The organism is Burkholderia sp. Bp8994 (assembly GCF_003853805.1).
Classification (GTDB): Bacteria; Pseudomonadota; Gammaproteobacteria; order Burkholderiales; family Burkholderiaceae; genus Burkholderia.
Genome location: NZ_QTQH01000005.1, coordinates 141,749 through 163,246 on the forward strand (window position 1 = coordinate 141,749; position 21,498 = coordinate 163,246).

Sequence of the window (21,498 nt, forward strand, 5' to 3'; positions counted from 1 at the left end):
GACGATGACCACTACGGTTGAGAAAGTCGTCTTGCCTCCGATTCCCGCGAAGCGCTATTTCACGATCGGTGAAGTCAGCGAACTGTGCGGGGTCAAGCCGCACGTGCTGCGTTATTGGGAACAGGAATTCACGCAGTTGCGGCCGGTGAAGCGGCGTGGCAATCGCCGATACTATCAGCACCACGAAGTGCTGCTGATCCGGCGGATTCGCGAGTTGCTGTACGAACAGGGATTCACGATCAACGGGGCGCGCAACCGGCTCGATTCGCCGGGCGGCGAGCGCGCTGCCGCGGCGCCGGCCGAGCCCGATGTGCCGGCCGGCGACGTGCGAGTATCGGGCAAGCCGGGTGCAACGGTCGACGTGATCGCGTTGCGGCAGGCGCTCCTCGATGTGATCGACGGACTCAAACACGACTGAGCGCAACGCTCGAATCAACAGGAAACCCGGTCGGCGATGCGCCGCCGGGTTTTTTCATGCACGCGGGCTCGTGCTCGGCGGGTCAGCGCGATGCGAGCGGGTTCGGCTTGCCCATGTCGACGACCAGCGTGCCGTCCGGCAGCATCCGCACCGAGCCCTGCGCGACCTGGCTGCGGTAGCCGTACAGGTCGAAACGCATCGGGCCGGCCTCGGCCGAGTTCCGGATCAGCGCGCGCACGTTCAGTTCGAGCACGTTGAACATCTTCATGTCGCCGCCTTCCATCCACATGTAGCTCGGCGCGTCGATCTGCGGCCGCTTCGTCGCGGGCGCGTCGGCGGCACGCCGGAACGTGAGGCGCAGCCCGTCGCGTTCGACCGTCGCCTGGCCGAGTTTGCCGTTCAGCACCGGCGGCGGAAACACGGTGTACTGGTCGAGCACGAGCGTGTCGCCGCGCAGCTCCGCGCCGCGGCGCTGCAGCGGCGTCAGCGACGCGAGCTCGATGCCGAGCGAGCGCAGCAGCTTCGCCTGCGGGATGCCGAGCACCGATACCTGCGCCGGCTTGAACGCGAGGTGCCGGTCGTCGAGCACTGACAGCGTGCCCTTCATGTCGGTCGGCAGCCACACGCCGGGCACGTGATTCCAGAGCTTGATGCCGCCCTGGACGCGCAGGTCCTGGCCATCTGCGCTCAACTGCAGGTCGTTCAGCGAGCGCGGCGAGTAGTCGAGCAGGTAGTTGTTGAAGAGCGCCGACATCGCCTTCCACGATTCGACGACCGTTCCGCCGAGAATGCGGATGTCGTACTGGTTCGGATCGTCGAGATCGACCGGTTCGCCCGGGCGTTTCGCGATCAGCTGCACGTCGAGATCCTCGACATGGAAGCCGATGTCGCCGGACAGGTTGAAGTCGACGTTGTGCAGGTGGATCGTCGGGTTGCGGTTCGACACGTGCCGTTCGTTGAACGGAGCGATCGACGAGCGCCGCATCGCGACTTTCTGCATGCCGGGTTGCGGTGCGCTGGCCGCGAGTGCAAACGCTTCCCAGTGCTGGCGCGAGTCGCGCAACGCGTTCTGCTGCGCGGCGAGGAAGCTGTCGTTCAGGCGAGCGGCTGCATTGCCGAGCGCGGCGCCGCTCGCGGGGCCCGCGTACGACGGCATCCGGATCGCCATCGCGCCGCTTTCGTCGAAATTGAAATAGCCGGCCGAAACCTGGTCGCGATAGTGGTACAGGTCGAACACGAAGTGCTGGTCGCGCTTCGTCGGATCGACCGGGCCGATCAGGATGTCGGCGTTCATCGGCATCGAGCGCATGAATTTCACGTCGCCGCCGCGGATGTACATCGCCTGTTGCGGCGCGTTCGCGGGGAGCGCGAAGCCGGCGTGCGAGCCGTCGTCGAGCGTCAGGTCGAGGCCGGCCGGTGTAACGCGCAGCGCGGTGATCCGGATCTTCAGCCGTGGCGGCGGCATCAGCTTGTCGACCGACATCACGAGGTCGTCGCCGGCGAGCCGCGCGATCGGTGTTTCCACCTTCAGCAGATCGGCCATCTTCACGTTGGCCGCGCGCATGACCGGCTGCGCGTTGATGCCCGACACGCGCACGCCGGTCGGGTGGAATACGAGCTGGCTGCCGTCGCGGATCGCGAGCGTGCCGGTCAGCGAGAACGGCACCCAGCCGTCGCGCTGCATCTCGCCTTGAAGATGGATCACGCTGTCGCCGGCCGATACGGCGAGCTTGCGCAGCGGCGCGTTGCGGTAACCGAAGATGTAAGTGTCGAAGAGCGCGGTCAGCTTTGCGTTGTCGAGCGTGACCGCGCCTTCGTGTACGTCGATCTCGAAGCTCGTCGGGTCGTCGAACACGATGGGGGCGCCGGCCTGCGTCGGCACGAGCGTCGCGGACAGTTGATGGATGAAGAAGCCGAGGTTGTTGACGATGCGGAAATCGACGTCGCGCAGGAACGTCATCGCGCCGTTCTGGCCCGAGTCGCGCAGCGTGAACGGGCGCGGCTGCGTGAGGTTGATCGACGCGAGCGACGGCACCGTGCGGGCGATCTGCTGTTCGTGAGCGAGGCGTTCGGCTTTGGCGCGCTCGATCTTCGTCGATGCGACCGACGCGTTGCCGTCGCGCTGCGCGGCCGGTTCCGCGCAGCCGGTGCAGAGCAGCGCGAGCGCAAGCGCACCGCAGCCGAATGCGCGAGCGGTGCCGTGTGAAACCGGGGCGGCCGCGCGTCGCAGGCCGGCCATCCAGTCGAAACTTGCCAAGGGCGTGCGATGGCCGCGCCGGACCGAATTCCGCATCGTCTGTCTCCATGTCTTGTCGTGACCGGCGAGGGCGCGCGATCGATGCGCGGCGCAGTCGTCGATGCCGTGCAGTGTGGCATAGCGCGCTAGAGCGGCGTTACCAAACAGCGGGCGTGCGGGCAACACCGGTCGGCGCACGACAGGGCAAAGGATTCGCGGCGTCGGGGCGGCAATATCAAACGGTCGTTTGGTTTTGCGGTCGAGGGGCGGGCGGCGCGCATTGCGCCGGATCGGCAAACCCGGCGGCGTGGGTTGACGCCGGGTTTCGTGCCGGATGAAGGCCGTGTCCGGTCCGGGCGCGGCGGCAGTGCGATGACAGCCGCGCTGTCGCCAGCGCCGCCTGCGTGATCGGTCAGACCAGCATGCGCTGCCGGATCGCATTCTGCGTCGACGCGTCGAGCTGCAGGCCGTTCTCGATGTACGACGTCATCGAGCCATACGACGCGACGACCTGATCGAACGCCGCCTGCAGATAGGCGGCTTGCGCGCCTTGCAGCGCGGCCATCATGTCGGCCGCATCCTGCCCGCCGCGCTTCTGCGCCTGCGCGACATAGGCGGCGATTTCCGACGCGCTGTAGACGTTGGTCAGCAAATAGTCGGCGAGAATCGTCTGCGGGCGGACACCGAGGATCGTGTGCAGGATGGCCGTCGCCCAGCCGGTGCGATCCTTGCCGGCCGTGCAGTGGAAGACCAGATTGCCGCCGGACGACGCGAAGCCGGCAAACAACGCGTGGTAGCTCGTGCGTGCGGTTTCCGACGTCACGAACGCCCGATACATGCTCATCATGAAGGCCGTGGCCGTCGCGCCGCTGGTCGGCAGCGGGCCGAGATTGGCGGCGCCGAGCACGTTGAGGTTCTGCCAAATGGCGCCAGCCAACGGTACATCCGGCTGCGCTTGGATCTCGGAGGTCGTGCGCAGGTCGCACACCTGCGTGATGCCGAGCGTATCGACCGTTGCGACGTCGGCCGCGGAAAACGTGAGCGCGGACGACCGGTAGATCACGCCTTTTTTCATCGCTGCGCCGCTCGGGGTGGCATAGCCCGTTCCGTCCGGTCCTGCGGTATCGCGAAAATTCGCTACCGAGGCGAGCCTGGGCGTCGTGACGGGGGCGATCGCGATCGAATCGCCGCCGCACGCGGACAGAAACGACGCGCTTCCCAGCGCGATGCCGAACGTGCCGGCGCCCAGCCGGAGAAAGTGTCGTCGGGAAATTTCGTTTTTCTGATGCATTCACTGACCTTTGTCGGAGACTGTCACGGGAAGTTGCGACCGCCGTTGCGATCGAAGTCGCTGCCGGCCCGGCGCGCCGCGCGGCAACGCGCAGATCTGCGATCTCGATCGGCCTGCAGTCGGACGATGCGCCGGGCGCGTCGATCTCTCGCCGGGTAAGCGCACGGTAGCGATTCGCGGCGAAACGGCCATCGTCCTTTTCGACTAGGACGCGATGCGGGCGCGGTGCAATTCGCGCAACTTGCGATGCGTGCGACGGCTGCGGCGCGGTAAGATCGGCGTCAGTAGCTTGATGATCGAAGCATGGTGGCCGACACGGGGGAGGCGTCATGGATCTGAAGGAACTCGACGTATTGGGAGCGGACGTCGGCGATCACTGGTACTACGCGTCGAAGGCGAGCGCGATTCGCCGGTTCCTGGGCGCGGCGGATGCAAACCGGATACTCGATGTCGGCGCGGGCTCGGGTTTCTTTTCGAAACATTTGCTCGAGCGCACGCAGGCGACGGAAGCGTGGTGTGTCGACACGAGCTACGCCGACGATACCGACGGCGAGGCGGCAGGCAAGCCCGTCCATTTTCGCCGCGCCGTCAATCGGCTCGATGCCGATCTCGTGTTGCTGATGGACGTGCTCGAGCACGTCGACGACGATGTCGGGCTGCTTGCACAATATGTGGCCGGCGTGCCGAAGGGCAGCCGCTTCCTGATCACCGTTCCCGCGTTTCAGTTCCTCTGGAGCGCGCACGACGACTTTCTCGAACACAAGCGCAGGTATACGCTCGACGGCCTCGAAGACGTCGTGCGCCGTGCGGGGCTCGAGGTCGAGCGCGGCGCTTACTACTTCGGCTTCACGTTTCCGCTCGCGGCGGCATTGCGACTGAGCGAGCGAGCGCGTCGCCAGCCACGCGAACCCGCGTCGCAACTGCGTCGACACAATCCGGTAGTCAATGGTTTGCTCAAGCTGATCTGCCGCGCCGAGTTGCCGATGTTCCGGTTCAACCGGTTGGCGGGGCTCACGGTGATCTGTGTCGCGCGCAGCGCGTGAGCGTCAGGCGGATCGCGTGGACGGACGACGGACCGGCGGGGCGTCATGTGCGTCGCCGTTCGTGTCGGATCCGTCATGCCACGGTGCGCCACAAAAAATTTCGGCAGGGACATGCACAAAATGCATGCGACCCGTTCTAAACCGGCCAACTCTCTGTTATAATTTTTTTCTTTCGGGGCGTAGCGCAGCCTGGTAGCGTACCTGCATGGGGTGCAGGTGGTCGGAGGTTCAAATCCTCTCGCCCCGACCAGATAAGAACCCGCGTCAGTTCAGGCTGACGCGGGTTTTTTCTTGCCCGTCGCTTTTTTGCACATCCCGGCGCGGCCCCGGTAAAATGCAAGGTTGATCCACGGAAAGCGCCGTGATTTAGCGGAAGAGGATTCCCCGAACATGACTGATCTTCGTCTTACCATGCGGTTCGCTGCAGTGCTCGCCACTGGCGCGCTCGTCGCCGGTTGCGGTACGTCGTCGCCCACGAAAGTGGACTACAAGAGCGATTCGAAATCGAAGGAAGCGTCGCTCGCAGTGCCGCCCAACATGCTCGACGAGACGGCCGATCAGCGTTCGCTGCCGCCGCAGGGCGGCGCGACTTCCCTGTCCGCGCTTCAGCAGGTCCAGCACACGGCGCCCGCGACGGATACCGTCGCGCCCGCCGTGGCCGGCATGCATATCCAGCGCGACGGCACCGAGAGCTGGCTCGTGATCGACGGCAAGAAGCCCGGCGACATCTGGCCGCAAGTGCGCCGCTTCTGGCAGGAGCAGGGCTTCCTGCTCGTCGTCGACCAGCGCGACAAGGGCGTGATGGAAACCGACTGGAACGAGACCCATCCGCAGATCAACGACGGCCTGATCCGCAGTGTGATCTCGAAAGCGATGGGCAATTCGTACGTGACGGCCGAGCGCAACAAGTACCGCACGCGCCTCGATTCGGCGCCGAACGGCGGCACCTATGTGTTCGTCAGCCAGAAGGGCATGCGCGAGGCGATCACCGGCGCGAACAACGATTCGAGCAAGTGGGAAGCGAAGCCGAACGATCCGGCGCTCGAGACGGAATACCTGAAGCGGCTGATGGCGGTGCTTGCGCAGAACGAGCAGCGTGCGAAGAACGGCGAGCCGCCGGTCGCGAACATCAACGACAACACGGTGCAGAAGGACAAGAAGGCCGATACCGACGCATCGAAGGCGGCTGCCGCGGCGATTGCTGCGCAGAACGTCGCGCGTACGTCGTCGCAAGCGAACGACGTCGACACGAGTGCAGTGCCGTCCGAAGTCACGCTCGGCGAGCCGTACGACCGGTCGTGGCTGCACGTCGGCCTCGCACTCGATCGCGCGAACTTCACGGTCGACGATCGCGATCGCACGAAGGGTCTGTATTTCGTGCGTTATGTCGATCCGAAGGATCTGAGCGCGGCCGAGCAGGGCTTCTGGAGCCAACTGTTCCACGGCAAGAAGGAAAAGCAGGCGAAGCAGTATCGCGTCAACGTGAAGGCGCTGACGGCCGACCAGACGCGTGTGGCAGTCGTCGACGATTCGGGTGCGATCGATTCGTCGTCGCCGGCCCGGCAGATCATGGGGCTGCTCGTGAATCAGCTGCGCTGATCGCGACGATCCCGCTCGTCGAACAAGCCCGCCGCCCGGCGGGCTTTTTTTATGGTCGCGCGCCGTGACGTCGGCGTGTGCGGGACGTTCGGCTGCTCCGCCTTGTGACGTTACGTAACATCCGCGCGTTACGGCGGCGGAACGGGTGTTACATCGTCATGGTCCCGGAAAATATCCTTATGGATCAATGACGTGCTTTCGAAAATGCACCTGGCACGCAAACTGCTTTATTAGTTCGAATCGTTAGGACAGGGAGGGTGGTGCCAGAGACCGGGCAGGCGTCGCGAACGCCCGACCAACGGTTTCGACGTCCCCAGATGCCGGCGCTGCGAGCGCGGGCACAACCGATGATGATCCGCGCCGCGCGCGGGTCTCGATGGCCCCGTCGCCTATCCTCGTAGGGCGACGGTTTCGCCCGCGCTTCGTATGAAGCGCGGGCAATTTTTTTTGGTGGGGCCGCAATGCGAGGGCGCCGATCCGGCCTGTGCGGGATTCGGTGATTCGCAATCAATTGGAGTGGGGGCGGCGCGGTTCGCATCCGGCGAGCGCCGGTAGGGCGAGGTCGCGTTGGCGGTGTGTGAGCGTTCCACTCACACGCCGCTCAATCGCGAAACGGACGCGGACCGGCTCGATCGGCCCGGGGTTCGCGTGCAGTCGCAGCGCGTGCGAGCAGGGCGGTGCGGCCGGACGCGTTGCCGGCCGCCGCGACGCGTCAGTGCGACGCGCTGGGTACGTCAAGGATCAGGATGATCGTCCAGTCGGCATCGCCGTCGTGGTGATACTGGCGTTCGGCGACGATGAACGGTTGCTGCTTGCCTTGCGGGCCGAGGAAAAGCACGTCGCCCTCCATCGGCAGGCACTCGATCGGCGGCAGCGCGAGAAAGGCGTCGTCCGAGCCGCGCGGCATCAGTTGCTTGATCTTGCGAGTGGCTGCTTCGGTCCACTCGATGTCGAGTTGAATGTTGCTCATGCTGTCCTCCGCACCGGGGTGCGCACGGGTGGAAAATTTCGGTGCGCGACTTTAGCACAGCGCGCAGGCGCCGCAACCAAAAAAGCCGAACCCGGTTGCCCGGATTCGGCTTTTCGCTTGTGCGGTGCCGCCGAACTTACTGGCTGGCAGCGTCTGCCGGAGCGGCCTTGGCGGCCTTCTTGCCAGCCTTCTTCGCTGCCTTGTGGTGAGCAGCCTTCTTGCCGTGGTGCTCTTCCTGCGCCGCCGGCTGTGCAGCCTCGGCTGCTTGCTGCTGTTGCAGTGCCTGTGCGCGCTGCTCGATCTCGGCGATCTTCGCCGGGTCGGTGATGGTCTGGATTTGCGTGCTCTCTTGCGCATACGCTGCGCCAGTCAGCGCCGACATCGCGACCAGAATAGCCAGGGACGTCTTCTTCATTGCTTTACCTCCGCTAAGTGGTGATGAACCCGAATGTTGCCGTTTTGTCTGGCGACTGCAATCGAGTGCGTGTCGAGTGTAACAAAAGTGACGGATCAATGTGCACCGGATCGAGGCACAGCGCAAGGCCCCGTTGAAGTCGCGCAACACTTCGTGCATTCCGTCATGCGCATGCCATCCCGGGGCGGCACCGTCGCATTCGCCGCCGGTGCAAGCGTCGCCATCAAAACCAGCCGAGCCATCGGTAGACGTGGAATTGTGCGATGCCGATCAGTTCGTGCAATGCCTGATTCGCGTCTTCCAGGTTGTGCCAGCGGGGCAGCCAGCCCGTTTGCGCGCGCCGGCGGTTCGCATAAACGGGTTGCGGATCGATGTCGAAGCGGCGGAAATCGAGCAATGCGCGGCGCATCTGATAGGACGACGTGACGAGAATGCGCGTGTCGTCATGTTGTGAGCGTAGTATAGATGTAGTGAATTTCGCATTTTCGTAGGTGGTACGGCTGTTCGGCTCGAGGACGAGGTCGCTGGAAGCGACACCCGCCGCGACCAGCAGGCGCCCGTAGACGGCCGCCTCGGTTTCGCCGTGACGTTGCGGGTCGCCGCCCGACATCACCACGGTGCAGCGGGTGGCCTGCTGCCGGCACGTGCGGTAGAGCGCCGCGGTCGCGCGGATGCGTGCTTCCCCGTCGGGAGGCGGTCGCAGGCCGGTGTCGCTGCGCCGCGTGCCGGCGCCGATGATGATCAGCGTGGTCCGGCCATGCATGTCGGGGCGCTCGACCGGCGTCACGCCCGCCTCGGTCCACGCGATGAGCGGCGCGGCGAGCCAGCCTGTCGCGAGCAGCCAGAATAGCGCGACGCTCGCGATCGCGATGAGTCGCCGCCGCTTGCGGCAGAGCATGAAACCGATGAAGAGAAGTACAAATGAATCGAACAGAATCAATTTGATTGGGGTATGGTGTCTTTTTATGGACGGCTGACGATCCGGCCCTGACGCGACGCCGAACGTCGGCCCCCAGAATCGGTGGCGGTATCGGCGGGCGGAGCTCCCGCCCGGCGCGCCGCTTCGCATTGTCGCTGCACTTTAAGAAAGAATCGAGATGACCACGTATTCCAACGAAGCGGTGCTCGACGCATTGAGACGAGTGCAGTACCGCCAGGTACCGTGGGCGCGCCGCCCGGGCGTGTTCGAGTATCTCCGGTCGCTGGGGCTGATGGACACGGTCAGGCAGAAGACCGTTGCTCCCGCACCGGGTTTCCATGCGCCGGTCGACATCGCGGTGCTGACCGACAACGGTCGTGCCGAATGCGCGCGCCTCGAGCGTGACGAGAAACTGCTTTCCTGGACCGATCGCCGTATGGACGACTACGCATTGAGCGAAGCGAGCGCCGTGGCGATTCTCGAAAGCCGCCTGTAGCGGCGCACTCCCGTTCTCGCGCGCCGGCCACCGACGACGCAAAAAAAAGCCCGTATCGCGAGGATACGGGCGTACCGGATACTTTTGCTGTTGCCACGCTGTGCTCATGGCAACGAATGTGACTCGTCGCATGTCGGGCAGTTCCCGAATCCGGTAATTTTCTTTGACGAAATCCCGCGGACTACGGATGACGCGGCAGGTCGGTCGGCTGCGAGCCAGTGCGCGCGCGCGCGTTGCTGGCGATGTCGCCGCGCAAATCGCCACGCGGCACGGTCTGCCGATTGGGCGGCGCGGCGGGCGGTTGCTGGCGAAGGGTGTTCCGATGATCCTGCTGGTGGTGAGGCGGCTTCGCGCGATCGTCCGCGCGAGCGGGGGCGGTCAGCGCCAGCGAAATGACAATGCCGCATGCGACGAGCAGTGACATTGGTTTCATGGCGGGGCTCCCTTCAAGCCACCGGCGCGGCCTGTTGATATTTCGCTAAGGTAAGCGTGGGAGTGCAGGCTTGCTGTAAATAATCGTAAATAGATGTATCGCCGCACGACAGGCGCAATCGACGACGACGCGAGCGCCGCGCAAAAGCGCGTGGCACTGAAAGAAACCGGGCGGCCGAAGCCGCCCGATCGAGCATGCGTTACGCCATCTTCACGGGGGCGCGCCAGGATTCCGGGTTGGTCCAGAAGGCGCCGCGCAGCCGGTCGCGGCTCGGCGGTGCTGGCGGCTTCGTCGCGCTCGCCCCGATGCGCCCGCGCAGCGAGATCTGGCGGCCGCTCGTGCCGAGTCGCTTGACGATTTCGGCGAGCGTGCCGTCTGCCTGCCATTCGTCGAAGCGACGGCGGCAGGTCGGCGGCGACGGATAGCGGCCCGGCAGCTTCGACCAGCCTTCACCCGTCGACAGTACCCACAGCACGGCGTTTACCACCGAACGGGCCTCCACGCGGGGACGGCCGCGCCGTTCACTGCGTGCGGGTTCCGAGCAAAACAGACCTTCGACCAGCGCCCACTCGTTATCTCTCAAATCGTCGAACAGCATCATGTCCTCACCTCAGCGAAGCTAACTCCGGTGCGCTGCCCTGCGCCGCGCACTCTTCAAGCACTCGAGCGTCGAGTGCCGGGTGGGGGCTTCCGGTTGGCCGGCAGCGGCGTTTCTGCCCTCTGTCCCGACTCGACCTGCGCCCTGTACGTCAGATAAAGCACGATGTGTGCCATGTCTGAGGCGATTCCCGTGAGAGCCGCTTGGCAGCGGGCTGACGGCTAAGTCAGCTAGGGGCGTATAAGACGCCAAAATAACCCGCCAGCAAATCAGGACAATCACCAATCTTGTGCAAGTCGCCCGTGCTACGTGCGTTTGCGTCGATATTGCACCGCAGCGAAACATGTGCTGCCGGTGCCGGATTCGCACATCGAAGACGATGGCGCGCATTAAAATCGCGCATCGGTATCGACGATTGATGAGGAGAGGGGATGAACGTTACGCTGCGCCAGCTTCGCGTATTCATCGAGGTTGCGCGGCTCCGGAGCTTCAGTCGCGCGGGCGACGAGATCGGGCTCACGCAGTCCGCGGTCAGCCGTTGCGTGCGCGAACTCGAGACCGAGCTCGGACTGAAGCTGATCGACCGGACGACGCGCGACGTGCAGTTGACCGACGTCGGGACGAACCTGATCGCGAGCGTGTCCCGCCTGATCGCCGATCTCGACGACACGCTGCGCGAGATTCGCGAGATCGGCGAGCAGCGGCGGGGGCGCGTGATCGTCGCAGCGAGCCCGACGATCGCGTGCCGGCTGATGCCGCGCGTCGTCGCGTCGTGCGAGCGCCAGTTCCCGTTCGTCACGCTCGGCCTGCGTGACGACGTGCAGAGCGACGTCCTGCGCAAGGTGAAGTCGAGCGAAGTCGATTTCGGCGTCGTCATCGGGCCGCTCGCCGTTGCCGATCTCGTATGCGAACCGTTGATGACCGACTCGTTCTGCCTGGTCGCGCGCGCCGATCATCCGCTCGCGGCGCGGGCCGAGGTGCCGTGGACGGCGCTCGACGGCGAGCGTCTCGTGCTGCTCGACCATGCGTCCGGAAGCCGGCCGCTGATCGACGCCGCGCTGGCCGCCCATCGGGTCAATGCGACGGTCATGCAGGAGCTCGGGCATTCGGCGACGGTGTTCGGGCTCGTTGAGGCCGGCGTCGGGGTGAGCGTGCAGCCGTGGCTGTCGCTGCCGCTGCCGGCCGGATCGACACTGGTCGCGCGGCCGCTGACGCCGCGTACCGAGCGCACCGTCGAGCTGGTGCGCCGCAGCGACCGCTCGCTGTCGCCGGCCGCGCAGGCGATCTGGGAACTCGTGCGCCAGATGCCGGCGCGGGCGGAGGATCTCGACTGAAAGGGTGCGGATCGGGCGCGCACGCCGGTACACTACGCGGATCGTGTTCCTCGGTGGCGGTTCTCGATGACGCATTCCGCAGATGTCGGCCCGGCGACGGGCGAGCCGGCGGCGCGCAGCGCAGTTCAGGCGCTGCGTCCGTCGCTGATCCGGGAAGTGGCGAACGCCGGCTTCGGCGTACCCGACGTGCTGCCGTTCTGGTTCGGCGAATCCGATCGCGTGACGCCCGAATTCATTCGCGACGCGGCTGCCGCGGCACTGCGCGACGGTGCGACCTTCTACACGCACAACCTCGGCACCGTGTCGCTGCGCAACGCGATTGCGACCTATGTCGGTGCGCGTCACGGTGCGACGGCGGCCGATACGATCGCCGTGACGAGTTCGGGCGTGAGCGCGCTGATGCTGGCCGCGCAATTGCTGGTCGGCCCGGGCGACCGCGTCGTCGCCGTCACGCCGCTCTGGCCGAACCTCGTCGAGATCCCGAAGATCCTCGGTGCACAGGTCGAGTGCGTGTCGCTCCGCCATGGCGATGCGGGCTGGCGGCTCGACGTCGACCGGCTGATCGCGGCGCTGACGCCCGGCACGCGGATGCTGTTCGTCAACTCGCCGAACAATCCGACCGGCTGGGTGATGTCCCGCGACGACCAGCAGGTCGTGCTCGCGCATTGCCGGCGCCACGGCATCTGGGTGGTCGCCGACGAGGTATACGAGCGGCTCGTGTTCGGCACGGACGGCGCGCCGTCGTTCCTGGACATCGCATCGCGCGACGAGCGGGTGATCGTCGTGAATTCGTTCTCGAAGGCCTGGGCGATGACGGGCTGGCGGCTCGGATGGCTGGTCGCGCCGGCGTCGGTGATGGGCGATCTGTCGAAGCTGGTCGAGTACAACACATCGTGCGCGCCGGGTTTCATCCAGGCCGCGGGAGAAGTCGCGCTGCGTGACGGCGAGCCGTTCGTGCAGTCGTTCGTCGCGGCGCTGCGCGGTGCGCGTGACCACCTGGTCGCCGCGCTGCGCACGTTGCCGGGCGTCGACGTGCCGCCTCCGCCGGGTGCGATGTACCTGTTCCTGCGGTTGCCGGGCGCGGACGACAGTCTTGCGTTCTGCAAGTCGCTGGTGCGCGAGGCGGGGCTCGGGCTGGCGCCCGGCCGCGCGTTCGGCCCGGAGGGGGAAGGGTTCGTGCGCTGGTGCTACGCGTGCGATCCGGTGCGGCTCGAGGCAGGCGTCGAGCGCTTGCGGGCGTTCCTCGCGCGCGGCGCAGGCCTGCGTTGAAGCGGGGGCGGAGCGGGTGCGGCATGCGGGCGGCGGGCCTTTCGGCTCATCTTTACGCACCGGGCAATTTTGCGTAAGATGGCGCTCAGTCACGCGGTTCCGTCGTTGAACCGTGCTGTTCCGTCCGGTTTGGGCCTGGCTTGAAGTTGGTTCGCCGCCCCCGGTTCGTGCTCCCATCAATATGACCGATCAGAATCGGGCGAGCGCGTCTTCCGTTCCTTTCGTCTGTTTGTTGATCCGGTTCGTTTGACCACAGGGTCTGGCCTAGCTGCATGAATACCCAAGAGGCGAAGATCGTCCTCGAGACTGCTTTGATCTGCGCGCAGGAACCGCTGAAGCTCGGCGATTTGCGCAAGCTCTTTGCCGACGGCGTGTCGGCTGACACGGTCCGCACGTTGCTCGAAGATCTGAAACAGGATTGGTCCGGCCGCGGTGTCGAACTGGTGGCGCTGGCAACCGGATGGCGCTTCCAGAGCAAGCCGGCGATGCGCCATTACCTGGACCGACTGCATCCCGAGAAGCCGCCGAAATATTCGCGTGCGGTGCTCGAGACGCTCGCGATCATTGCGTATCGGCAACCCGTCACGCGTGGCGACATCGAAGAGATTCGCGGCGTCACGGTCAATACGCAGGTGGTCAAGCAGCTCGAGGATCGCGGCTGGATCGAGGTGATCGGGCATCGCGACGTGCCGGGCCGCCCGGCGCTGTACGCGACGACCAAGCAGTTCCTCGACGATCTCGGCCTGAAGGCGCTCGACGACCTGCCGGCGCTCGAGGAGCCGGCGGCGAACATCGAAGCCGCGCTGCTCGCGCAGCAGGCGATGGACTTCGACGGCGATGCGCCGGCGGCGGACGCGGTGCCGGAAGCCGGCGAGGCGGCGGCGGACGAGTCGCACGTTCGGCCGGACGAATTGCCGGGCGACGCCGCAACGGAAGGCGCGCCGACGCAGGAAATGCCGAACCGCGATACGCTGGAAGCGGATCGCGTTCAGAGCGAACAGGGCGGCGCCGAAGCAGCGCCGGCCGGCGAGCAGCCCGAGCCGCTGCACGCGGTGTGGAACGAGGAAGATCGCAAGCCGGCTGCCGACGCGGTTGCCGGAGACGGAGCGGAAGCGGCCGGCGACATGCCGGGCGAGGCTGGCCAGGCCGACGCCTCACGCTCCCGTCCCGCGGACGGCGAGTTGCTGGACGATACGTCCGACAGCCTCGCCGACGCCGTACGCAGTGCCAGCGCGCCCATCGGCGCCGACGCGCTGCCGGACGACGAAGCAGAACCCGAACAGCGCCGCGCCTGATCGCGGCCGACTTCTTGCCGCGCCCGAGTCGGGCGCGAGACCTGACATTTTGAGGTTGTTTTGACTGATATCCACGATATTGAATCGTCCGCGCCTGCCGTGCAGGCCGCGCGTGCCGACGATGCGCCGGAGCAGGACGCTCCGGCCGCGGGTGGTGACGAGCGTCCCCGCCGCGGCCTGCGGCGCGGCCCGCGCAGCCTGATCGCGCGTCGCCGCGCGGCAGCCAAGTCGAAGGGCGATGGCGAGTCGCAGGGCGGCGAGGGCGCGGAAGCGCAGCCGGCCGACGCGGCGGAAGCGCAGCCCGCACGCGCGCCGCGCAAGGAAGGTGCGGCCAAGGGTGGCCGCAAGCCGGCCGGCAAGCGCGAAGGCGCAGCCAAGGGCGCCCAGGGCGGGCAAGGCGGCCAGGGGCGACGCGGCGGTTCGGCGAAGGCCGAGGGCGGCGCGGCGAAGGCCGAAGGCGACGCAGCGTCGCAGGACGATCTGTTCGCCTATGTGACGTCGCCGGCATTCGACGCGGACAATTCGGCGGGCGGCAGCGGCGTACGTGCGCCGATGCTGCGTCGCGGCCGCAGCCAGCCGGCGAACAAGCGCGTGCTGTCGCCGGACGACGACGCGCCGAAGCTCCACAAGGTGCTCGCGGAAGCCGGTATGGGTTCGCGCCGCGAAATGGAAGAGCTGATCGTCGCCGGCCGCGTGTCGGTGAACGGTGAGCCCGCGCATATCGGCCAGCGCATCATGCCGACCGATCAGGTTCGCATCAACGGCAAGCCGGTCAAGCGCAAGCTGCCGAACAAGCCGCCGCGCGTGCTGCTGTACCACAAGCCGACCGGCGAGATCGTCAGCCACGCGGACCCGGAAGGTCGTCCGTCGGTGTTCGACCGCCTGCCGCCGATGAAGACGGCGAAATGGCTCGCGGTGGGCCGTCTCGACTTCAACACCGAAGGCCTGCTGATGCTGACGACGTCGGGCGATCTCGCGAACCGCTTCATGCATCCGCGCTACAGCGTCGAACGCGAGTACGCGGTGCGCGTCGTCGGCGAACTGTCCGAAGGGATGCGGCAGAAACTGCTGCATGGCGTCGAGCTCGATGACGGCCCGGCGAACTTCCTGCGCATCCGCGACGGCGGCGGCGAAGGCACGAACCACTGGTATCACGTTGCGCTGGCCGAAGGCCGCAACCGCGAAGTGCGCCGGATGTTCGAGGCGGCCGGCCTGATGGTGAGCCGCCTGATCCGTACGCGTCACGGTCCGATCCCGCTGCCGCGCGGCCTGAAGCGCGGCCGCTGGGAAGAGCTCGACGAGGCGCAGGTGCGCAAGCTGATGGCGACCGTCGGCCTGAAGGCGCCGTCCGAGGAAAAGGGCAAGCGCGGTGGTGCAGGGCAGGCCGAGCGCCGCCAGCCGGATCCGATGCAGACGTCGATGGGCTTCATCGGCCGCGAGCCGGTGCTGACGACGCATGGTCAGCTCGACCAGCCGCGTCGCGGTGGCGGCCGGCGCGGCGCTCCGGGCCTGCCCGGCCTGAGCGGTTACGGCAGCTTGCCGGTTTCGCCGTCAGGCTATGGCAACCGCTCGGGTGGCGGTCGCGATGTCGATGGCAATCGCGCGTCGTATGGCGCGGGCCCCAAGCGTGAAGGCGCTGGCGGCAAGCGCGGCGGCGGCAAGGGCGGCAACCGCAATCCCAACGGCAATCGCGCCGAAGGCGCCGGCAACGGCGGTGGCGGTGCGCGCGGCGGTCAGCGTCCGCAGCGCAATCGCTCGCGGGGCCGCTGAGCGTTTGTGGCGTCCGGCGGCATGAAGCCGCCGGTGTGCCGGCGATATCGGCATGAGTCCGATTGGGTCGGCACCTCGCCCCGCGTGGTTTGCTTTTGACTGTATATATATCGCGCTGCCGGACTATGCCGCCTGGTCGGACAGTCCGGTTTCGCATTTTTGGTCGGTAAAGGCGGGCTGGACGCTGCTTTTACCGGCTGGCTTGGCGTTTGCGCCAAAAATCGCTATAATCGCGGAGTCGCTGGGCGTACGGATTCAATGTGCGGCTCAGGTGCGACCACCAGTAAGAAGATGGGCGTTCCGCCCATTTTTTTTTGCTGAAACGGTTAGGCATCTCGGGTAGCGCTTCCTGCGCCGGCTAAGGCGCGCGCCCGCGGGTGAATCGCGAGCGGCGGGCGCGAACACCTGAGAGGACACTGTGCAACTGACGGAACTGATAGAAACCACGGTCACCGGGCTCGGCTACGAGCTGGTGGATCTCGAGCGCACCGGGCGCGGCATGCTTTGCATCTACATCGATCAGCCTGCCGGCATCTCGCTCGAAGATTGCGAAAAGGTCACGCGTCAGCTCCAGCACGTCTTGACGGTCGAAAACATCGATTACGAACGGCTCGAAGTCTCGTCCCCGGGGCTCGACCGCCCGTTGAAGAAGCTGGCCGACTTCGAGCGCTTCGCCGGCAGCGAAGTTTCCGTGACCTTGAAAAAGCCGCTGGACGGGCGCAAGACGTACCGGGGCATTCTGCGCGCGCCGAATGGCGAAACGATCGGTTTGGAATTTGAGAGGAAGAAGGGCGAGGCAGCCATGCTGGATTTCACGCTGGCCGATATCGACAAAGCCCGCCTGATTCCGCAAGTTGACTTTAGGAGCCGCAAATAATGAGTCGCGAAGTGTTGATGCTGGTGGATGCGCTGGCGCGCGAGAAAAACGTCGACAAGGATGTGGTGCTGGGCGCCCTCGAGGCCGCGCTCGCTTCCGCTTCCAAGAAGCTGTTCGACGAAGGCGCCGAAATCCGCGTCCATATCGATCGCGAAAGCGGCGAGCACGAAACCTTCCGTCGCTGGCTCGTCGTGCCCGACGAGGCAGGCTTGCAGGAGCCGGATCGCGAGATCCTGCTGTTCGAAGCACGTGAGCAGAAGCCCGACGTCGAAGTCGGCGAATTCATCGAGGAGCCGGTGCCGTCGATCGAGTTCGGCCGTATCGGCGCGCAGGCCGCGAAGCAGGTGATCCTGCAGAAGGTGCGCGATGCCGAACGCGAGCAGATTCTGAACGACTACCTCGAGCGCGGCGAAAAGATCATGACCGGCACGGTGAAGCGCCTCGACAAGGGCAACTTCATCGTCGAATCGGGCCGTGTCGAAGCGCTGCTGCGCCGCGACCAGCTGATCCCGAAGGAAAACCTGCGCGTGGGCGACCGCGTGCGTGCCTACATCGCGAAGGTCGACCGCACCGCGCGCGGCCCGCAGATCGAACTCTCGCGCACGGCGCCCGAGTTCCTGATGAAGCTGTTCGAGATGGAAGTGCCGGAAATCGAGCAGGGCCTGCTCGAGATCAAGGCAGCCGCTCGCGATCCGGGCGTGCGCGCGAAGATCGGCGTGATCGCCTACGACAAGCGGATCGATCCGATCGGCACCTGCGTCGGCATCCGCGGTTCCCGCGTGCAGGCCGTGCGCAACGAGCTCGGTGGCGAAAACATCGACATCGTGCTATGGTCCGAGGATCCCGCCCAGTTCGTGATCGGCGCGCTCGCGCCGGCAGCCGTCCAGTCGATCGTCGTCGATGAAGAAAAGCACTCGATGGACGTCGTCGTCGACGAGAACGAGCTGGCTGTCGCGATCGGCCGCAGCGGTCAGAACGTTCGCCTTGCCAGCGAACTGACCGGCTGGCAGATCAACATCATGACGCCGGACGAATCCGCCCTGAAGCAGGGTGAAGAGCGCGACCGACTGCGTTCGCTGTTCATGGCGCGTCTCGACGTCGACGAAGAAGTTGCCGACATCCTGATCGACGAAGGCTTCACGAGCCTCGAAGAGATCGCGTACGTGCCGCTCAACGAAATGCTCGAAATCGAGGCGTTCGACGAGGACACCGTGCACGAACTGCGCAACCGCGCACGCGACGCACTGTTGACGATGGCGATCGCGAACGAAGAAAAGGTTGAAAATGCAGCGCTGGATTTGAAGGGCCTCGACGGCATCACGCCGGAGTTGCTCGCGAAGCTGGCCGAACACGGCATGCAGACGCGCGACGATGTCGCCGAGCTGGCCGTGGATGAACTGGTCGATATGACCGGGATGGAAGAGGATGCCGCTAAGGCGTTGATCATGAAAGCACGTGAACACTGGTTCCAGTGAGAAATGACCATGGCGCACTGATTTGATGGCGGCCGTATGGCCTGACCCGATGCTAACCGCAAGGAATCGGTCCTTGCACTAAGAGGAATGAATGGCGAGTAACAACGTAGCCCAATTTGCCGCGGAACTGAAAATGCCTGCTGGTGTGCTGCTCGAACAGCTGCAGGCAGCGGGCGTCCAGAAAGCGAGTGAAGACGATGCGCTGTCCGAAGCGGACAAGGCGCGTCTGCTCGATCATTTGCGCAAGTCACACGGCGCAACCGACGGCGACAAGCGCAAGATCACGCTGACCCGCAAGCATACGTCGGAGATCAAGCAATCTGACGCGACGGGCAAGGCTCGCACCATTCAGGTCGAGGTCCGCAAGAAGCGTACGTTCGTCAAGCGCGACGACGTGGCCGAGGGTGCGGAACAGGGTCAGGCGCAGGTCGCCGAAGCGGACGACGATGCGGAACTGAAGCGTCGCGAGGAGGAAGCGCGCCGCGAGGCCGAGCTGCTCGAGAAGCAGGCGCAGGAACTGCGCGAGCGTCAGGAGCGCCTCGAGCGCGAGGAAGCCGAGCGCCGTGCCCGTGAGGAAGCGGCCGAAGCCGAGCGCCGCCGTGCCGAGGAAGAAGCGGCGGCGAAGCGTGCCGCGGCCGAAGCCGCAGCGGCACAGCAGGCGGCTGCCCAGCAGGCCGCCGAGGCTCAGCAGGAAGCAGCCGGTGCGCAGTCCGCGCAGGATGAAGCACGCGCGGCCGCCGAACGTGCGGCCCAGCGCGAAGCGGCGAAGAAGGCCGAGGATGCTGCCCGCGAGGCGGCGGACAAGGCGCGCGCCGAGCAGGAAGAGATCAGCAAGCGTCGCGCGGCGGCAGAAGCCGAAGCACGCGCGATCCGCGAAATGATGAACACGCCGCGCAAGGCCGTGGTCAAGGCAGTCGAGCCGCCGAAGCCGGTGGAACCGCCGAAGCCGGCCGAAGCGAAGGGCACGCTGCACAAGCCGGCAAAGCCGGCGGGCGCAGGCGCGCAGGGACGTCCGGCCGTGAAGAAGCCGGCCGGTGCAGCGCCGGCGGCCACGACGGCACCGGCAGGCGCGGGCGACCGCAACAAGAAGCCGGGCGGCGGCAAGGGCGGCTGGCAGGACGACGCAGCGAAGCGCCGCGGCATCAAGACGCGCGGCGATTCGAGCGGCGGCGTCGACCGCGGCTGGCGCGGCGGCCCGAAGGGTCGCGGCCGTCACCAGGACAGCGCATCGACGTTCCAGGCACCGACCGAACCGATCGTGCGTGAAGTGCACGTGCCGGAAACCATCTCGGTTGCCGATCTCGCGCACAAGATGTCGATCAAGGCCTCCGAAGTCATCAAGGTGATGATGAAGATGGGCCAGATGGTCACGATCAACCAGGTGCTGGACCAGGAAACGGCGATGATCGTCGTCGAGGAACTGGGCCACCGCGCGGTTGCCGCGAAGCTGGACGATCCGGAAGCACTGCTGGTCGAAGGCGAGACCGGTACCGATGCGGAACAGCTGCCGCGCCCGCCGGTCGTCACCGTGATGGGTCACGTCGACCACGGCAAGACCTCGCTGCTCGACCACATCCGCCGCGCGAAGGTTGCAGCGGGCGAAGCGGGCGGCATTACGCAGCACATCGGCGCATACCACGTCGAAACGCCGCGCGGCGTCATCACGTTCCTCGATACGCCGGGTCACGAAGCGTTCACGGCAATGCGTGCACGCGGCGCGAAGGCGACCGACATCGTGGTGCTGGTGGTGGCTGCCGACGACGGCGTGATGCCGCAGACGAAGGAAGCCATCGCGCACGCGAAGGCGGGTGGCGTGCCGATCGTCGTGGCGATCAACAAGATCGACAAGCCGGAAGCGAACCCGGACCGCGTCAAGCAGGAGCTGGTCGCGGAAGGCGTCGTGCCGGAAGAATACGGTGGCGATTCGCCGTTCGTGCCGGTGTCGGCCAAGACGGGCGCCGGTATCGACGACCTGCTCGAGAACGTGCTGCTGCAGGCCGAAGTGCTGGAACTGAAGGCACCGGTCGAGGCGCCGGCGAAGGGCATCGTGATCGAAGCGAAGCTGGACAAGGGCAAGGGCCCGGTCGCGACGATCCTGGTGCAGTCGGGTACGCTGAATCGCGGCGACATCGTGCTCGCAGGCACGGCTTACGGCCGCGTGCGTGCGATGCTCGACGAGAACGGCAAGCCGACGAAGGAAGCCGGCCCGTCGATCCCGGTCGAAATCCAGGGTCTGTCGGAAGTGCCGGGTGCAGGCGAGGAAGTGATCGTGCTGCCGGACGAGCGCAAGGCGCGCGAAATCGCGCTGTTCCGTCAGGGCAAGTTCCGCGACGTCAAGCTGGCGAAGCAGCAGGCCGCGAAGCTGGAAAGCATGCTCGAGCAGATGGGCGAAGGCGAAGTGCAGAACCTGCCGCTCATCATCAAGGCAGACGTGCAGGGCTCGCAGGAAGCGCTCGTGCAGTCGCTGCTCAAGCTGTCGACCGACGAAGTGCGCGTGCAGATCGTGCACAGCGCGGTGGGCGGCATCAGCGAGAACGACGTCAACCTGGCAACGGCATCGAAGGCGGTCATCATCGGCTTCAACACGCGTGCGGATGCACAGGCGCGGAAGCTGGCCGAAGCGAACGGTATCGACATCCGCTACTACAACATCATCTACGACGCAGTGGATGAGGTGAAGGCCGCGATGTCGGGCATGCTGGCGCCGGAGAAGCGCGAAGTCGTGACCGGCATGGTCGAGGTGCGCCAGGTGTTCAAGGTGCCGAAGGTCGGTACGGTTGCCGGCTGTATGGTCACCGACGGTATCGTCAAGCGCTCGTCGTCGGTTCGCGTGCTGCGCAACAACGTCGTGATCTTCACGGGCGAACTCGAATCGCTGAAGCGCTTCAAGGACGACGTGAAGGAAGTCAAGCAAGGCTTCGAGTGCGGTATGTCGGTGAAGAACTTCAACGACATCATCGAAGGCGACCAGTTCGAAGTCTTCGAAGTGACCGAAGTCGCACGGACGCTGTAATCGTCGCGTATCGGCTCATGGGGCGGGGCAGGCTTGGGCCTGTCCCG

General features: G+C 65.9%; 17 protein-coding genes, 1 tRNA gene and 1 pseudogene. 12 read left to right on the forward strand and 7 right to left on the reverse strand.

Annotation, left to right across the window (positions count from 1 at the left end):
• Window positions 1–4: 4 nt before the first annotated feature.
• Window positions 5–418, forward strand: a complete 414-nt coding sequence (locus tag DIE04_RS06835; RefSeq protein WP_124488891.1) for a MerR family transcriptional regulator — start codon at window positions 5–7, stop codon at window positions 416–418.
• Between the two features lie 82 nt (window positions 419–500).
• On the opposite strand, the gene DIE04_RS06840 is transcribed toward DIE04_RS06835, so the two are convergent.
• Together DIE04_RS06840 and DIE04_RS06845 are read right to left on the reverse strand one after the other, a co-directional pair.
• Window positions 501–2,711 (reverse strand): hypothetical protein, encoded by a 2,211-nt coding sequence (locus tag DIE04_RS06840; RefSeq protein ID WP_124522529.1) that lies wholly within the window; start codon window positions 2,709–2,711, stop codon window positions 501–503.
• A 355-nt stretch (window positions 2,712–3,066) separates the two neighbouring features.
• Entirely contained in the window at window positions 3,067–3,927 is an 861-nt protein-coding gene (locus tag DIE04_RS06845; RefSeq protein WP_311766321.1) for a tyrosine-protein phosphatase, read from the reverse strand.
• A 347-nt stretch (window positions 3,928–4,274) separates the two neighbouring features.
• Here DIE04_RS06845 and DIE04_RS06850 point away from each other — a divergent pair, with 347 nt between their 5' ends.
• From DIE04_RS06850 to bamC, 3 genes are all read left to right on the forward strand, one after another.
• Window positions 4,275–4,988 (forward strand): methyltransferase domain-containing protein, encoded by a 714-nt coding sequence (locus DIE04_RS06850; RefSeq protein ID WP_124488894.1) that lies wholly within the window; start codon window positions 4,275–4,277, stop codon window positions 4,986–4,988.
• A 173-nt stretch (window positions 4,989–5,161) separates the two neighbouring features.
• A tRNA-Pro gene (locus DIE04_RS06855) sits at window positions 5,162–5,238 on the forward strand.
• Window positions 5,239–5,378: 140 nt separating this feature from the next.
• Window positions 5,379–6,587 (forward strand): outer membrane protein assembly factor BamC, encoded by a 1,209-nt coding sequence (gene bamC, locus DIE04_RS06860; RefSeq protein WP_124522548.1) that lies wholly within the window; start codon window positions 5,379–5,381, stop codon window positions 6,585–6,587.
• Between the two features lie 712 nt (window positions 6,588–7,299).
• Here the strand turns inward: bamC and DIE04_RS06865 are convergent.
• The 3 genes from DIE04_RS06865 to DIE04_RS06875 form a co-directional block, all read right to left on the reverse strand.
• Window positions 7,300–7,557, reverse strand: coding sequence for a hypothetical protein (locus tag DIE04_RS06865; protein WP_006486090.1), 258 nt, complete (start codon window positions 7,555–7,557; stop codon window positions 7,300–7,302).
• A 136-nt stretch (window positions 7,558–7,693) separates the two neighbouring features.
• Window positions 7,694–7,972, reverse strand: coding sequence for a hypothetical protein (locus DIE04_RS06870; RefSeq protein ID WP_059608570.1), 279 nt, complete (start codon window positions 7,970–7,972; stop codon window positions 7,694–7,696).
• Between the two features lie 223 nt (window positions 7,973–8,195).
• On the reverse strand, window positions 8,196–8,912 hold the full coding sequence (locus DIE04_RS06875; RefSeq protein ID WP_124522596.1) for a YdcF family protein: 717 nt from the start codon (window positions 8,910–8,912) through the stop codon (window positions 8,196–8,198).
• A 157-nt stretch (window positions 8,913–9,069) separates the two neighbouring features.
• Here DIE04_RS06875 and DIE04_RS06880 point away from each other — a divergent pair, with 157 nt between their 5' ends.
• Window positions 9,070–9,387, forward strand: a complete 318-nt coding sequence (locus tag DIE04_RS06880) for a hypothetical protein (RefSeq protein ID WP_044846039.1) — start codon at window positions 9,070–9,072, stop codon at window positions 9,385–9,387.
• Window positions 9,388–9,568: 181 nt separating this feature from the next.
• Here the strand turns inward: DIE04_RS06880 and DIE04_RS06885 are convergent, their stop codons facing one another.
• Window positions 9,569–9,820 carry a hypothetical protein gene (locus tag DIE04_RS06885; RefSeq protein WP_124488897.1) on the reverse strand — a complete coding sequence of 84 codons (252 nt, stop codon included), beginning with the start codon at window positions 9,818–9,820 and terminating at the stop codon, window positions 9,569–9,571.
• A 202-nt stretch (window positions 9,821–10,022) separates the two neighbouring features.
• Window positions 10,023–10,418 (reverse strand): annotated as a pseudogene (locus DIE04_RS06890) (transposase); the annotation flags it as partial.
• A gap of 431 nt (window positions 10,419–10,849) precedes the next feature.
• Here DIE04_RS06890 and DIE04_RS06895 point away from each other — a divergent pair.
• The 7 genes from DIE04_RS06895 (at window position 10,850) to infB (ending at window position 21,451) form a co-directional block, all read left to right on the forward strand.
• A complete protein-coding gene (locus DIE04_RS06895) occupies window positions 10,850–11,752 on the forward strand; it encodes a LysR family transcriptional regulator (RefSeq protein WP_124572946.1) in 903 nt (300 codons plus the stop codon).
• 66 nt (window positions 11,753–11,818) lie between these two features.
• Entirely contained in the window at window positions 11,819–13,021 is a 1,203-nt protein-coding gene (locus DIE04_RS06900; protein ID WP_124522552.1) for a pyridoxal phosphate-dependent aminotransferase, read from the forward strand.
• A 272-nt stretch (window positions 13,022–13,293) separates the two neighbouring features.
• Window positions 13,294–14,316: an SMC-Scp complex subunit ScpB gene (gene scpB / locus DIE04_RS06905; protein WP_124488900.1), complete on the forward strand. Its 1,023-nt coding sequence runs from the start codon at window positions 13,294–13,296 to the stop codon at window positions 14,314–14,316.
• 60 nt (window positions 14,317–14,376) lie between these two features.
• Window positions 14,377–16,086 carry a 23S rRNA pseudouridine(2605) synthase RluB gene (rluB, locus tag DIE04_RS06910; protein ID WP_124522554.1) on the forward strand — a complete coding sequence of 570 codons (1,710 nt, stop codon included), beginning with the start codon at window positions 14,377–14,379 and terminating at the stop codon, window positions 16,084–16,086.
• Between the two features lie 418 nt (window positions 16,087–16,504).
• Entirely contained in the window at window positions 16,505–16,963 is a 459-nt protein-coding gene (gene rimP, locus DIE04_RS06915; RefSeq protein ID WP_124572948.1) for a ribosome maturation factor RimP, read from the forward strand.
• Window positions 16,963–18,438, forward strand: a complete 1,476-nt coding sequence (gene nusA, locus DIE04_RS06920; protein WP_044846033.1) for a transcription termination factor NusA — start codon at window positions 16,963–16,965, stop codon at window positions 18,436–18,438. Before rimP ends, nusA begins: the two co-directional genes overlap by 1 nt.
• Before the next feature lie 91 nt (window positions 18,439–18,529).
• The gene (gene infB / locus DIE04_RS06925; RefSeq protein WP_124522556.1) at window positions 18,530–21,451 is read left to right on the forward strand and encodes a translation initiation factor IF-2; all 2,922 of its coding nucleotides are present in this window, start codon (window positions 18,530–18,532) and stop codon (window positions 21,449–21,451) included.
• The last annotated feature ends 47 nt before the right edge of the window (window positions 21,452–21,498 follow it).